The sequence below is a fragment of the Agromyces cucurbitae genome (assembly GCF_058349945.1).
Window position 1 is genome coordinate 992,037 of the sequence record NZ_JBYRES010000001.1, and the last position, 13,434, is coordinate 1,005,470.

General features: G+C 71.7%; 13 protein-coding genes and 1 tRNA gene. 7 read left to right on the top strand and 7 right to left on the bottom strand.

What is annotated here, in order from left to right; translation table 11 throughout:
* Positions 1 to 99: 99 nt before the first annotated feature.
* A complete protein-coding gene (locus AC3RJ6_RS04620) occupies positions 100 to 1,104 on the bottom strand; it encodes an isopenicillin N synthase family dioxygenase (protein ID WP_491425696.1) in 1,005 nt (334 codons plus the stop codon).
* Between the two features lie 304 nt (positions 1,105 to 1,408).
* Positions 1,409 to 2,134 (bottom strand): LysE/ArgO family amino acid transporter, encoded by a 726-nt coding sequence (locus AC3RJ6_RS04625; protein ID WP_491425697.1) that lies wholly within the window; start codon positions 2,132 to 2,134, stop codon positions 1,409 to 1,411.
* Between the two features lie 72 nt (positions 2,135 to 2,206).
* Here AC3RJ6_RS04625 and AC3RJ6_RS04630 point away from each other — a divergent pair, with 72 nt between their 5' ends.
* On the top strand, positions 2,207 to 3,148 hold the full coding sequence (locus AC3RJ6_RS04630) for a LysR family transcriptional regulator ArgP (RefSeq protein WP_491425699.1): 942 nt from the start codon (positions 2,207 to 2,209) through the stop codon (positions 3,146 to 3,148).
* A 131-nt stretch (positions 3,149 to 3,279) separates the two neighbouring features.
* Positions 3,280 to 3,714 carry a hypothetical protein gene (locus AC3RJ6_RS04635; RefSeq protein ID WP_491425700.1) on the top strand — a complete coding sequence of 145 codons (435 nt, stop codon included), beginning with the start codon at positions 3,280 to 3,282 and terminating at the stop codon, positions 3,712 to 3,714.
* Here AC3RJ6_RS04635 and AC3RJ6_RS04640 read toward each other — a convergent pair.
* The 4 genes from AC3RJ6_RS04640 to dgt all read right to left on the bottom strand — a co-directional run bounded on the left by AC3RJ6_RS04640 (position 3,690) and on the right by dgt (position 9,953).
* Entirely contained in the window at positions 3,690 to 4,457 is a 768-nt protein-coding gene (locus AC3RJ6_RS04640; protein WP_491425701.1) for a hypothetical protein, read from the bottom strand. The two genes, AC3RJ6_RS04635 and AC3RJ6_RS04640, sit on opposite strands and share 25 nt — an antisense overlap.
* Positions 4,458 to 4,462: 5 nt before the next feature.
* Entirely contained in the window at positions 4,463 to 5,689 is a 1,227-nt protein-coding gene (locus AC3RJ6_RS04645) for a pyridoxal phosphate-dependent aminotransferase (protein ID WP_491425702.1), read from the bottom strand.
* Positions 5,690 to 5,958: 269 nt separating this feature from the next.
* Entirely contained in the window at positions 5,959 to 8,214 is a 2,256-nt protein-coding gene (locus tag AC3RJ6_RS04650; protein WP_491425703.1) for an esterase-like activity of phytase family protein, read from the bottom strand.
* Positions 8,215 to 8,435: 221 nt separating this feature from the next.
* Complete coding sequence (gene dgt, locus AC3RJ6_RS04655) at positions 8,436 to 9,953, bottom strand: dGTP triphosphohydrolase (protein WP_491425704.1); 1,518 nt, start codon at positions 9,951 to 9,953, stop codon at positions 8,436 to 8,438.
* A 164-nt stretch (positions 9,954 to 10,117) separates the two neighbouring features.
* Here dgt and AC3RJ6_RS04660 point away from each other — a divergent pair.
* The 5 genes from AC3RJ6_RS04660 to rplA all read left to right on the top strand — a co-directional run bounded on the left by AC3RJ6_RS04660 (position 10,118) and on the right by rplA (position 12,959).
* Positions 10,118 to 10,190, top strand: a tRNA-Trp gene (locus AC3RJ6_RS04660).
* A gap of 40 nt (positions 10,191 to 10,230) precedes the next feature.
* Positions 10,231 to 10,506 (top strand): preprotein translocase subunit SecE, encoded by a 276-nt coding sequence (gene secE / locus AC3RJ6_RS04665; RefSeq protein WP_491425705.1) that lies wholly within the window; start codon positions 10,231 to 10,233, stop codon positions 10,504 to 10,506.
* 61 nt (positions 10,507 to 10,567) lie between these two features.
* Positions 10,568 to 11,494, top strand: coding sequence for a transcription termination/antitermination protein NusG (nusG, locus tag AC3RJ6_RS04670; RefSeq protein WP_491425706.1), 927 nt, complete (start codon positions 10,568 to 10,570; stop codon positions 11,492 to 11,494).
* A 199-nt stretch (positions 11,495 to 11,693) separates the two neighbouring features.
* On the top strand, positions 11,694 to 12,122 hold the full coding sequence (rplK, locus tag AC3RJ6_RS04675) for a 50S ribosomal protein L11 (RefSeq protein ID WP_491425707.1): 429 nt from the start codon (positions 11,694 to 11,696) through the stop codon (positions 12,120 to 12,122).
* Positions 12,123 to 12,269: 147 nt separating this feature from the next.
* Positions 12,270 to 12,959: a 50S ribosomal protein L1 gene (gene rplA, locus AC3RJ6_RS04680; RefSeq protein WP_491425708.1), complete on the top strand. Its 690-nt coding sequence runs from the start codon at positions 12,270 to 12,272 to the stop codon at positions 12,957 to 12,959.
* Between the two features lie 76 nt (positions 12,960 to 13,035).
* Here the strand turns inward: rplA and AC3RJ6_RS04685 are convergent, their stop codons facing one another.
* Complete coding sequence (locus AC3RJ6_RS04685) at positions 13,036 to 13,395, bottom strand: SPW repeat domain-containing protein (protein ID WP_491425709.1); 360 nt, start codon at positions 13,393 to 13,395, stop codon at positions 13,036 to 13,038.
* Between the last annotated feature and the right edge of the window lie 39 nt (positions 13,396 to 13,434).

The following is a 13,434-nucleotide window of genomic DNA, read 5'->3' on the forward strand; positions in this document are numbered from 1 at the left end:
CCTCTCTCTCGGTCACGCTACGCAGGTACGACGAACGGCGGAAGCCGATTTCGACACCTCGCGCAGGTTCGCGGGCGATCGGCGCTCGGCTCACTCCGATCAGGCGCCCACGAGCAGCCTCGGGTGCTGCGCCTCGACGACGTTCGGGTGGGCGCGCAGCCGGCTCTTCAGCCAGTTCTCGCCGAACACGGCGTGCAGCGGGTTCGCGGGGTCCTGGGTGACGCCGGGCGCCTCGGCGGCGAGCTCGGGCGCGAGCTCGATCGTCGGGATCACGGCGTCGAGCGCGGGCCCGTGGAAGTACGGGATGGAGATGCGCTCGGTGCCCGGCGCGGGGGAGACCACCCGGTGCTTCGTCGCCTTGAGGTAGCCGTCGGTCGCGATCTCGAGCAGTTCGCCGATGTTCACGATGAAGGCGCCCGAGGGTGCGACGACGTCGATCCACTCGCCGTCCTTCTCGACCTGCAGGCCGGCCTTGCCGTCCTCGACCGAGAGCAGGGTGAGCACGCCGAGGTCCTTGTGTGCGCCGACGCCCTGCGCGGGCTGCTCGGCCGAGACACCCGGGTAGCGCACGAACTTGAGGTACGGCGACGGGCGCTCGAAGGCGGCGTCGAACGTGTCGGGCGCGGCGCCGAGCGCCTCGGCCCAGCTGCGCAGGAGGCGCGTGCCGACCTCGTCGAGCCGGGCGATCCACTCCTCGGCGACCGCGCGGAACTCGGGTAGCGCCTCGGGCCAGAGATTCGGTCCCTCGAGGATCCAGTAGTCGGGGGTGTCGGCCGTCATGGCCACGGCCGGGCGCTCGGCGCCGAGGTCGATCTGCTCGCGGATGTCGACGCGGCCGAGCGTGCGCTCGCCGCCCATGCGGGTGTACCCGCGGAAGTGCGGGCTCGTGACGTTCTCGATCGCGAGCTTGTGCGACTCGGGCAGGGCGAAGAACGCCCGCGCGACCGCGTACGCGCGGTCGATGAGCTCCGCCGGCACGCCGTGGCCGATGAGCGAGAAGAAGCCGACCTCGTGGGTCGCGCGGCGCAGGTCGTCGCGGAACTGCGCCTGCTGCTCGGTCGTGCCGTTGAGCAGGGAGAGGTCGAGAACGGGGATGCCGGACATGGGATGGTCCTTTCGAGTGCCGGGTGGTGCGCCGACGATGCAGCGGCCCCGGCATCCGTTGACGTCGGCTGCGTGGCATCCGGTGATTCGAGTGCGATGCGGGAGATCGGTTCGAGGCGGATGCCGCGGAGCTGACGCGGACGCGTCGGATGCGGCGTGAGCATGGGGCTGCGGTCGGCGGCGCGGGGAATCGCGCCTTGGGGTCGTCGGGGAGACGACCGCCTAGCGGCGACAGCAGCGACAGGTGAAGGTGCTCACGATGTCGGAAACGGTAGCACGGTCGCGGGCCGCCCGCGATTCCCCGTCAGTGGGGCAGCACGAGCGAGGCGGCGATCGCGAGCATGACGACCGCGATGACGCCGTCGAGCACCCGCCAGGCGCGCGGCGTCGAGAGCACGCGGCCGAGCAGGCGCGCACCGTAGGCGAGGGCGAAGAACCAGATCACGGATGCCGCTCCTGCGCCCAGCGCGAACCACCAGCGGCCCTCGGGGCCGTGGCTGTTGGCCACCGACCCGAGCAGGAACACGGTGTCGAGGTAGACGTGCGGGTTGAGCCAGGTGAGCGCGAGGCACGTGAGCACGGCGCTCGCGAGGCTCGTGCGCGTCGCGATCGCCGGTCGCGCGTCGACGGCGACGGACCCGCCGCGGCCGTCGGCGGAGGGCGTCCCCACACCGTCCGCCGACGGCCCCGGCGTGCCCGCCGCGACGACCGTCTCCTGCCCCTCGCCCGTGACGAGCGCGTCGCCCGTCGGGCGCAGCGCGCGACGCGCGGCGAGCAGCCCGTAGCCGACGAGGAACGCCGCGCCCGCCCACCGGATGACGTCGATGAGCCACGGCACCGCCACGACGACGGCGCCGATGCCCGACACCCCGACGACGATGAGCGCGAGGTCGCTCAGCGCGCAGATCGCGGCGACCGCGAAGACGTGCTCGCGCCGGATGCCCTGGCGCAGCACGAACACGTTCTGCGCGCCGATGGCGACGATGAGCGAGAGGCCGAGACCGAGGCCGGCGAGCACGGGGGAGATCACGCCATCGACGCTACGTCGCGATCTCGCATCAATCCAGCTCAAGATCCTTCAGAACCATTAGCGTTGCTTCAGATGCAGATTCCGCTCGACCTCGCCCGCACCCTCGCCGCCGTCATCGACGAGGGCACCTTCGACGCGGCCGCCCGCCGGCTGCGACTCACCCCGTCGGCCGTGTCGCAGCGCGTGAAGACCCTCGAGCAGCAGCTCGGCCGGGTGCTCGTCGTGCGCTCGAAGCCCGCCCGTGCCACCGACGCCGGCGCCGCCGTCGTGCGGCTCGCCCGCCAGCTCGCCCTCCTCGAGCACGACGCGCTCGCCGAGTTCGGGCTCGACGCCGACGACGCCGACGACGCCGGCGGCCCGAGGGGGTCCGGGGCCGGGTACCGGCCCGTGCCGATCCCGCTCGCGGTCAACGCCGACTCGCTCGCCACGTGGTTCCTCCCCGCGCTCGCACGGGTCGCCGAGGAGCATCCCGTCGTCTTCGACCTGCACCGCGACGACCAGGACTTCACGGCCGGCCTCCTCGAGTCGGGCACGGTCATGGGCGCGGTCACCTCGCAGGCGACCCCGGTGGCCGGATGCCTCGTGCGACCGCTCGGCGTCATGCGGTACGAGGCCGTGGCCACGCCCGGGTTCGCCCGCCGCTGGAGCGACGGCGCCCGCCACGGGGCATCCGCCCTGCCCGGCTGGATCGCCCGTGCGCCGCTCGTCGACTTCGACCGACGCGACCACCTGCAGCACGACGCGCTGCGCGCCGCCGGGCTCGACCCCGAGCACGCCCCCCGCCACTACGTGCCCGCGTCGAACGACTTCGCGAGCGCCGTGAAGCTCGGGCTCGGCTGGGGCATGCTGCCCGAGTTCCAGTCGGCCGACGAGCTCGAGCGGGGCGAGCTCGTGCGGCTCGGCGGCGCGCCCGTCGACGTGCCCCTGTACTGGCAGCAGTGGAACCTCAGCTCGCCCCTGCTCGACGCCGTCGCCGACGCGCTCGCGACCGAGGCCCGGCGCACGCTCGCCTGAGTCGCCACCCGCCCTCGCGGCCCGACTCCGCGGCGGAGGGCAGTGCTCCGCGGCGGAGGGCAGTGCTGGCACGCATGCGGGCCGCCGCCGGCCGGGCTAGCCTCGCAGGCGATCGGGGGCTGGGAGGGCCCATGAAGTTCTGGATGGTCGCGGCGGCGGTGACCGCGGCGACCCTCATCGCGATCGCGGCGGCGTACGGCGTCGGCGTGGTCGCCGGCATGCAGGCGGGAATCCCCGGGGCGGCTCCGATCGGGCAGGAGCCGCCCCGTGGTCGGGCCGTCGCGGTGCACGACATGGGTCTCGTGCGTGATCTCTACCTGCGCGACGGCGCGGCCATGATCGGTCCGTTCGACGTCGCAGGCACCGCCGAGGCGCGCTGCGATCGCGGCGACGTCGCGCTCGGCGGCGGGCGTCTCGGAGCGGGCGGCGGGCTGCGCGCCGTCGACGACGGGCCGGTCGCCGCCGGCGCTCATCGGGCGGTCGGATGGCGCGTCGAGTGCGCGCGCACCGACCTCGACCGCAGTCCGCGGTCGTTCGCGGTCTACGTCGTGTGCCGACCCGGCTGAGGCTCGCGAACCAGCACGCGCAGCGGGCCGATCGTCCGGAAGCCCGCGGCGAGCGCGTCGTCGAGCGCTGCACCCGACTCGTAGCCGGCGACGGGCAGGCCGGCCCACCGCGTTCCGGCCTCGCGCCGGAGTGCGCGGTACAGCTCGGGTCCGCCGCCGAAGGCGTTCGAGAGGCCGACGATCCCGCCCGTGCGGTTGAGCACCCCGCCCGCCGCGACTGCGCCGTTCGGCTCCGTCGGCGCTGCCGGCGACCCGGCGGTCTCTGCCGCGGTCCCTGCCGCGGCGAGCACCGTCACGTCGGGCGCGGCGAGCAACGGCTCGGCGAACGCATCGGCGAGGCCGTGGGCGCGCCCCCACGCCTCGAGTGCGGTCGCCGTCGTCACTTCGACGAGCGCGGGGGCGTCGGCATCGTCGCCCGTCGACGACGGAGTGACCGGGTCGGCGATGATCCACGTCGCGTCGAAGAGCGGCGCCCAGCCCCCGGTGAGGGGCTCGAGGTCGGCGAACGAGTCCTTCAGGGCGGTCGCCCCCGGCGCGAGCGCGGCGAGCACGGCCGCGGGATCGAGCCCGGCTTCGAGGGTCACCGCTTCGGGGTAGCCGGCCGGCGTCGGCGCCGCCGCCGTCCACAGCGCGCCGTCGAGCGCGAGGCTCGATGCGATGCCGTGGCTCGCGGCGACCGCGCGGCACCATTCCGCGTTGTTGCGCGCGGCGAGGCGCGCGAGCTCGGCGTCGCCCAGGGGCACGCGCCTCAGCCGAACAGTCGCTGCAGGCGCTGCACGCCCTCGAGCAGCGGCTCGTCGCCGAGCGCGTAGCTGAACCGCAGGAAGCCCGAGGGCCCGAACGCCTCGCCCGGCACCGCGGCGACCTCGGCCTGGTCGAGGATGAGGTCGGCGAGCTCGAGCGACGAGGTCGGGGTCACGCCGCCCCACTCACGGCCGAGGAGGCCGGTGACGTCGGGGTAGACGTAGAACGCGCCCTCGGGCACGGGCACCGTCATGCCGTCGATCTTCGAGAGCTCGGCGACGATGAGCCGCCGTCGGCGGTCGAACGCCCGGCGCATCTCCTCCACGGGCTCCTGCGGGCCGGTGAGCGCGGCGATCGCGGCGCGCTGCGAGATGTTCGACACGTTCGACGAGAGGTGCGACTGCAGGTTCGCGGCGCCCTTGATGACGTCGGCGGGGCCCACCATCCAGCCGAGACGCCAACCCGTCATCGCGTAGGTCTTCGCGACGCCGTTGACGAGGATCGTCTGGTTCGCGAGCCCCGGCACGGCCTCGACGATCGACACGGCGCGCGGTGCGGGGCTGCCGACCTCGGAGTCGAGCGAGCCGTAGGTGAGGTTCTGGTAGATCTCGTCGGCGATGACCCAGATGCCGTGCTCGAGCGCCCACTCGCCGATCGCCTTCACCTGGTCGGGCGCGTAGACGGCGCCGGTCGGGTTCGACGGCGAGACGAACAGCAGCACCTTCGTGCGCTCGGTGCGCGCGGCCTCGAGCTGCTCGACGGTCACGAGGTAGCCCTGGTCGCTGCCCGCGAAGACGTCGACCTGGCGGCCGCCCGCGAGCTTGACGGCCTCGGGGTAGGTGGTCCAGTAGGGCGTCGGCACGAGCACCTCGTCGCCTTCGTCGAGCAGCACCTGGAAGGCCTGGTAGACGGCCTGCTTGCCGCCGTTCGTCACGACGACCTGCGACGCGGATGCCTCGAGGCCCGAGTCGCGCAACGTCTTCGCGGCGATCGCCTCGCGGAGGTCGGGCAGGCCCGCGGCGGGCGTGTACCGGTAGTTCTTCGGGTCGCGGGTCGCTGCGAGGGCGGCCTCGACGATGTGCTCGGGCGTCGCGAAGTCGGGCTCGCCGGCGGCGTACGAGATGACCGGGCGGCCCTCGGCCTGGAGGGCCTTCGCCTTCGCATCGACCTTCAGGGTCGCGGACTCGGCGATGGCGGCGATACGGGCGGAAAGGCGCGGCTTCTCGGTCACACGGGTGAGTCTAACCGCGTGGCCCGACGGCCGTGAGGCGCGTTTCGACCGGTGTCGTCCGGGCCTCCGGACGGTCCGCCCGACGGGCTCGCCGCCGTGCCCTCGCGACCCGACCGATCGCCCCTGTCGCCGTCCCGAACGCTCCGGGGGTGCATTCCCGACGCCCGAGCCCGCGACACGCCGAACAGGCGTCGGTAATGCACCCCCGGAGCAGAACGCGAGCCGGATGCCGGGCGTCGTGCCGCGGCATCCGCCCCACGTTCGAGACGTCAGCCGACCGTGGCGGCGACGTCGGGCTGGTCGCTGAAGATGCCGTCCATGCCCGCGCCGACGAACACCCGGATCTCGCCGGGCAGGTCGCCCGGCGCGATCGGGTCGGCCGACGAGCGGAACTCCGCCGGCAGGAACTGGTTCTCGAGGCGGAACGTCCACCCGTGCACCGAGAGCCCCGCCGCGTGCGCGTCGGCGATGACCGGGGTCGGCGCACCGAGCGTGCCGGCGGCCGTGCGCGGGATCATGACCGACTTCTCGAGTCCGACGCCGTCGGCGTAGCCCGCGATCTCGGCGAGCCCCTCGGGCGTCACGAGGTCGGCGTAGGTGCGCGGGTCGCCGGCCGCGGTGAAGTCGTAGGGGCGGCCCGACGAGCTCACGAGCTGGGCGAGGGCCACGTCGGTCATGCCGTCGAGCTCCTGCAGGTTCGAGACCTCGAAGCTCTGCACGATGACGGGGGCGTCGGCGTCGTCGACGCCGTTCGCCTCGAGGGCCGCGACGAGCGGCTCCTCGAGCGAGAGGCCGATCGAGTCGAAGTACGTCGGGTGCTTCGTCTCGGGGTAGACGCCGACCTGGCGGCCGTCGCAGCTGATCGAGTGGCGGGCGAGGTCGATGACCTCGTCGAGGGTCGGCACCTGGTAGAGCCCGTCGAACGCGGTGTTGGCGGGGCGGGTCTGCGGCAGGCGCTCCTTGGCGCGGAGCGTGCGCAGCTCGGCGAGCGTGAAGTCCTCGGTGAACCAGCCCGTCACCTTGGCGCCGTCGATCGTCTTCGTCGTCTTGCGGCCCGCGAACTCGGGGCGGGCGGCGACGTTCGTCGTGCCGCTGATCTCGTTCTCGTGGCGGGCGACGAGCACGCCGTCCTTCGTCGAGACGACGTCGGGCTCGATGTAGTCGGCGCACTGCACGATGGCCTGCTCGTACGAGGCGAGCGTGTGCTCGGGCCGGTGGCCGCTCGCGCCGCGGTGGCCGATGACGGTGACGAGCTCGGGCTCGATCTTCGAGCGGCCCAGGTCGATCACGGCGAACTCGGTGTCGTCGGGCGTGCCCGGCACGCGCGCGTCGTTGCCGGGGTAGTTGTTGTCGTTGCCGATGAGCAGGCGACCGTCTTTCAGCTGCACGATCGTCTCGAACGACTGCACGGGCAGCGAGAACACCTCGCCGGTGCCGTAGCCGTCGCCGGCGCCGAGGCCGTCGGGGTTCGCGATGCGCAGCGCATCGAGCACGAGCGTCTTCTCGAGGTAGCCCTCGGCGGAGGTCTGCTTCAGGTCGACCCGGTAGACGCGCTTCGTGACCGCCTGGTCGCCCTCGAAGTCGTCGCGCTCGACGACGAGCAGCACGCCGTTCTTCACGGTGAACGCGTCGCCGAGGACATTGGCCTCCTGGTCGGTCTGGTAACTCCAGGTGCGACCGGTGTAGGCCCCGCGCTTCGTGTCGAACTCGTGGATCTCGCGGCGACGCAGGTCGGCGTCGTCGGCATAGGAGCCCTCGATGATCGGGTAGAGGTAGCGGCCGCTCACCGAGCCCGCGAGCGCCTCGAAGCCGCGGCTCGCCCGCACGCGCGGGGTCTCGCCGGGTTCGAGGTACGGGTTCTGCGGCGACTTGGCGCCCGCGAGCGAGAAGGGCTTCTCGAGCAGCGTGCCGTCGGCGTCGAAGTGCAGCAGGAACGGCCCGAACTCCTCGCCGACCCAGAACGTGCCGTCCTTCGCGCGCACGACCGACTCGATGTCGAAGTCGGCGCCGGTGAGCAGCCGCTCGTCGGTGGCGCCGTTGACGATCGGGAAGTCGAGCACCCCGTTGCGGTCGTTGTACGAGATGAAGCGCTCGACCTCGAGCGAGCCGTCGCCGCCCTCGGCCGTCTGCCACGCGGGGCGCACGAGGTAGTTGCGCAGCAGGAAGTCGGCCGAGTTGCCCTTCGAGCCGAACCCGTTGTCGGGCTGCGCCCAGAACGTGCCATCGCCGTTCTCGATCACGGCCGAGAACCCGGGGATGACCTGGCCGTCCCACGGGCCCTTCCGCCCGTTCGCGGCCGAGGCCAGGGCTCCCGAGGCGGGGCCCTCGGCGAGGAAGTCGGCCGACAGCGTCGCCCGTGCGACGAGGGTCGGCTCGAACGACTGCATGGGCGAGGTCGGGGTGGTCTGCCCGTTGCCGACGGCCAGGGCGGCCGGGGCGGTGAGCAGCGTGGCGACCGCCGTGGCGGTCGCGGCGGTGACGGCGATGGCGCGCGGCAGGGCGCGTCGCGTGAGGTTTCGGCTCATGTCGCGAGCCAATCGGCCGCGGTCTGCGGCACCGTGTCGGCCGGGCGACGGTTCGGCGACGACCCGGTGAACGGATGCCCCGTGCTGAGTGCACCGGCACGAGGCATCCCGCCCGACGTCTCATTCCGGGGGCGCTTTCCCGACGTCCGAGCCGGCGACACGCGGGGCGAACGTCGGAAATGCACCCCCGGAACGCATCGCGGGGGCGGGCCGAAGGCGGCTCAGAGGTTCTGGCCGATGTCCCAGAGGCGGTCTGGGCGCCCGTCGATCGCCTCGGAGACGGCGAGCGCCTGGTCGTCGGAGAGCGACGCGACGTAGTCGACGACCCCGCGGCCGACCGCGAGCCGCAGGAGATCGGCGGCCTCGGGAACCGGCACGCCCTCGGGCCGGGTGCGGCGCAACTGCGAGTACCCCTCGGCGGCGATCTCGATGAGCTCGCGCAGCCGCTGCGGCACCCGGTGCCGGTCGTAGTCGTCGGTCGCCCACGCCGTGAGCCCCTTCACCGCTCGGGTGAGCACGCGGCTGAGGCCCCGCTGGTACATGGCGATGTCGGCCCGGTCGAGGATGAAGTGCCGGTGCACGAACTTCAGGATCTCGACCTCGTGCCACGCGCCGCGGTCGAGCGTCACGAGGCCCGTGCGGGCGACGCCCTCGGGGGCGGGCACGACCGAGGTCTGCAGGTGCCCGATCCACCGGTTCGTGAACGACGAGAGCGCGCGCTCGGAGGCGATCGACCCGTCGAACGGGGTCGCGAGCAGTCCGTCGACGAGGTCGTCGGCGACGACGTCGACCGCCGCGGCGAAGGCGTCGTCGTCGGCGATCCACCCGTCGGAGCGGCCGAGCTTGCGCCGCAGGGCCTCGAGTGCGGCTCCGGCGGGGGCGGTGCGCTGCGCGAGCGCCTCGTCGTCGAGCTCGCGCAGGGCGCTCGACCCCTCCATCCAGCCGCGGAACTCGCGCGCGACGGCGCCCTGGCTCAAGAGGCCGGCCCGGTAGAAGTCGTCGACGTCGTGGATCGAGTACGCGATGTCGTCGGCGGTGTCCATGATCGAGCACTCGAGCGACTGCACCATCGGTGCGAGGCCGCGCCGCGCCTCGGCCAGGTCGGCCGCGTCGAGGTCGTAGGCCGAGAACTTCGCCGCCTCGACGACGTCGCCGTCGCGGCGCCAGCCGCGGGGCAGCCCCCCGTCGGCGAACGGCGCCGGGGTCGCGAAGCGGGTCCACGGGTACTTCGCGACGGCCGACCGCACGGCCGCCGTGAGGTTGAGCCCGTGCGGTGCCGCCGCGCACACGTCGAGGGTCGCGATGATGCGGTAGCTCTGCGCGTTGCCCTCGAACCCGTCGGGGAGGCCCAGCGTCTCGAGCGCGAGGCGGTCGAGCACGCGCTCGCCGAGGTGGCCGAAGGGCGGGTGGCCGAGGTCGTGCGCGCTCGCCGCGGCCTGCACCACGACGGCGTCGCAGCCGTGCTCGAGTGCGAGCGCGTGGCCCGGCGACGAGGCATCCGCGAACCCGACGGCGATGGCGCGCGCGACGGCGGTGACCTTGATCGAATGGGTGAGCCGGTTGTGGATGAGGGGGCCGGCGCCGGGCTGCGCGATCACCTGCGTGACGGCCGACAGCCGCGAGAAATAGGGCGAGAACCGGATGCGCTCGAGGTCGAGCCGGAACTGCGAGTGCTCGCCGACGACCTCGACGCTCGAGCTCGGTTCGGGGGTGCGGCGGGCGGCGCGATCGGGGCTCATGGCTCCAATGTAGGCGTCGGTTCGCGCGAGGCGCTCGCGTCGCCTACACTGGTTGAGGTTGCTTGCCTCGGCAAAGCTTCACTGCGCCCGAAATCACGGTTTCAGGATGCGGCGATGCGATGTCGAGCGGGTGATTCCGAGGCGTCCCGAGCAACCGGGGCCCTAGGGCGGTGGCTCAATTGGTAGAGCAGCGGTCTCCAAAACCGCAGGTTGCAGGTTCGAGTCCTGTCCGCCCTGCGAGCCGGCAGCGATTGCCGGCCCACGAAAGGTGTACGAGGTGGCACGGAAAGTTATCGACGAACCCAGTGAGGACGTCGTCGCCAACGCGAAGCGCGATCGCGCGGCGCGTCGGAATCCCTTTTCGCGCATCGCCCTGTTCATCCGGCAGGTCATCGCTGAGCTGAAGAAGGTCGTCACCCCCACGCGGAGGGAGCTTGTCAGCTTCACGGTCGTGGTGCTCGTGTTCGTCATCATCATGATGGCGCTCGTCTGGGGCCTCGACCAGCTGTTCGGGTGGCTGGTGCTGTACGTCTTCGGAACACCGGGGGTCTGATCTGGCCTTCGGCCACACGACCCGCAGGGCGCCGGGGGCGCACGAAGAGAAGGATCGAGAAGTGTCAAGGACTGAGCGCGACGACGTCGACTGGGCCACCGCTGCAGAGCAGTCGGCTGAAGACGACGAGGCGCAGACGGGCAACGTCAACGAGCACGAGGAGCAATCCTCGGAGCCGGCCGAGCACCGCGCCGTGCACCTCGTCGACGACGAGGGCAACGACATCGACCTCGAGGCCGTGCTCGACGCGATCGCCGAGGCGGGCGACCCCGAGGCCGACGCCGTCGTCGACGACGCCCTCGACATCGACTCCGCCGAAGAGGCCGAGGCGGCCCTCGAGGCCGTCGAAGAAGAGGCCGACAGCGAGTTCGACCCGTACGAGGAGTTCCGCAACGAGCTGCGCTTCCTCCCGGGCAAGTGGTACGTCATCCACTCGTACGCGGGCTTCGAGCGCCGTGTGAAGGCGAACATCGAGCAGCGCCGCGAGTCGATGGCGATGGCCGACTACATCTACCAGGTCGAAGTGCCGATGGAAGACGTGGTCGAGATCAAGAACGGCCAGCGCAAGATGGTCACCCGCGTGCGCATCCCCAGCTACGTGCTCGTCCGCATGGAGCTGAACGAGGAGAGCTGGTCGGTCATCCGCCACACCCCTGGTGTCACGGGCTTCGTGGGCAACGCCCACAACCCGACCCCGCTGCGCTTCGAAGAGGCCTTCGGCATGCTGAAGAGCCTCGTCGAGCCGAAGGACGTCGCCCCCGCCAAGGGTGCGAAGGCCGGCGCCGCCTCGGGCGCCGCCCGCCAGATCCCCGCCGAGGTCGACTTCGAGATCGGCGAGACGATCACCATCAAGGACGGCTCGTTCGCGGGCCTGCCCGGCACGATCAGCGAGATCAAGCCCGAGAGCGGCAAGCTCACCGTGCTCGTCTCGCTCTTCGAGCGCGAGACCCCGGTCGAGCTCAGCTTCGACCAGGTCACCAAGCTCTAGCACCGCTGGTTGAGGAGCGCCGCGCGAAGCGCGACGCGTCTCGAAACCGCTCACCGAATCCACACAGCCAGCCCTCCGGTATACTCGGAGGGTTGTGCTGCGTTCGGCCCCGCCGAACCCACACGAACCACCGCCGCCCGGAACCGCCGGAACGACGGGAGAGTGCCCGCCAGGGCGTTCGAACAGAAAGAGAGAAATCATGGCACCGAAGAAGAAGGTCACTGGTCTGATCAAGCTTCAGATCAACGCCGGCGCCGCCAACCCCGCACCGCCCATCGGTCCGGCGCTGGGTCAGCACGGCGTGAACATCATGGAGTTCTGCAAGGCCTACAACGCGGCGACCGAGTCGCAGCGCGGCAACGTGATCCCCGTCGAGATCACGGTCTACGAGGACCGCTCCTTCACCTTCATCCTGAAGACCCCGCCCGCCGCCGAGCTCATCAAGAAGGCCGCCGGCGTCGCCAAGGGCTCGGGCGTCCCGCACACGACCAAGGTCGGCAAGCTCACGCAGGACCAGGTCCGCGCGATCGCCGAGCAGAAGATGGTCGACCTCAACGCGAACGACCTCGACGCCGCGTCGAAGATCATCGCGGGCACCGCTCGCTCGATGGGCATCACGGTCGAATAAGGCCACTCGGTGATCGAGTAGCGCCGGCGCAGCCGACGCGTATCGAGATCCCGTGGATGCCTCGCCCCGAGGCATCCGTCTTCAGAACTCTCATTCGTGGCAGCGCCCGCCAGGCGCGATGACCACACTCTCGCAAGGAGAACCAACATGGCACAGAAGTCCAAGGCCTACCGGGCCGCGGCCGAGAAGATCGAGGCCGGCAAGTACTACACCCCGACCGACGCCGTCGCGCTCGCGAAGGAGACCGGCTCGGCGAAGTTCGACTCGACCGTCGAGGTCGCGCTGAAGCTCGGCGTCGACCCCCGCAAGGCGGACCAGATGGTGCGCGGCACCGTCATCCTCCCGCACGGCACCGGTAAGACCGCCCGCGTCATCGTCTTCGCGACGGGTCCCGCGGCCGAGGCCGCCATCGCGGCCGGCGCCGACGAGGTCGGCGGCGCCGAGCTCATCGAGAAGGTCGCCGCGGGCTACACCGCGTTCGACTCGGCCGTCTCGACCCCCGAGCTCATGGGCCAGGTCGGCCGTCTCGGCAAGGTGCTCGGCCCCCGCGGCCTCATGCCGAACCCCAAGACCGGCACCGTCACCCCGAACGTCGGCCAGGCCGTCTCCGACATCAAGGGCGGCAAGATCGAGTTCCGCGTCGACAAGCACGCCAACGTGCACTTCGTCGTCGGCAAGTCGTCGTTCTCGACCGACCAACTCAACGACAACCTGAAGGCCGCCCTCGAAGAGGTGCTGCGTCTCAAGCCGTCGAGCGCCAAGGGCCGCTACATCCAGAAGGGCGCCGTGTCGACCACGTTCGGCCCCGGCATCCCGCTGGACGTCAACGCCATCTGAGTCCTCTGACTCCACCACGAAGGCCCCGCCGGTTCGCCGGCGGGGCCTTCGTCGTTCCCGTTCGGGAGCGGCCGGTTCAGTGGGTGACGGCGTCGTGGTGCGCCTGCATGCTCGGCCGAATGGCGAGCAGGGCGGCCACGAGCGCGACCGCGCCGCAGATCCACGACATCCAGGCGGCCCCGAACGTCATGGCGTCGGCGTAGCCGCCGATCCACGGCGAGATGAGGAGCAGCGCGCCGAGCGCAGCCTGGATGTACTCCATCGCGACCAGGCCGGGTGCGGCGAGGTTGACGATTCCGGAGATGACCAGGAGCGCTCCCAGCGTGAGCATCAGGGCGACCGAAGCGCCCATCGGAGGGACGAACAGTGTGGAGATCATCGCGGCGGCGCCGGCCGCGATCGCGACCCAGTCCTCCCAGCGTGTCCACTTCTTCATAGAAACCAGCCTCCTCAAGGTGGTGGCTCCCATTCGGGG

Excerpts from the sequence above, each read along its gene's own strand:
- AC3RJ6_RS04620 (WP_491425696.1), bottom strand. The coding sequence starts at position 1,104 with ATGTCCGGCATCCCCGTTCTCGACCTCTCCCTGCTCAACGGCACGACC.
- AC3RJ6_RS04630 (WP_491425699.1), top strand. The coding sequence starts at position 2,207 with ATGCAGATTCCGCTCGACCTCGCCCGCACCCTCGCCGCCGTCATCGAC.
- AC3RJ6_RS04635 (WP_491425700.1), top strand. The coding sequence starts at position 3,280 with ATGAAGTTCTGGATGGTCGCGGCGGCGGTGACCGCGGCGACCCTCATC.
- AC3RJ6_RS04650 (WP_491425703.1), bottom strand. The coding sequence starts at position 8,214 with ATGAGCCGAAACCTCACGCGACGCGCCCTGCCGCGCGCCATCGCCGTC.
- dgt (WP_491425704.1), bottom strand. The coding sequence starts at position 9,953 with ATGAGCCCCGATCGCGCCGCCCGCCGCACCCCCGAACCGAGCTCGAGC.
- rplK (WP_491425707.1), top strand. The coding sequence starts at position 11,694 with ATGGCACCGAAGAAGAAGGTCACTGGTCTGATCAAGCTTCAGATCAAC.
- rplA (WP_491425708.1), top strand. The coding sequence starts at position 12,270 with ATGGCACAGAAGTCCAAGGCCTACCGGGCCGCGGCCGAGAAGATCGAG.
- AC3RJ6_RS04685 (WP_491425709.1), bottom strand. The coding sequence starts at position 13,395 with ATGAAGAAGTGGACACGCTGGGAGGACTGGGTCGCGATCGCGGCCGGC.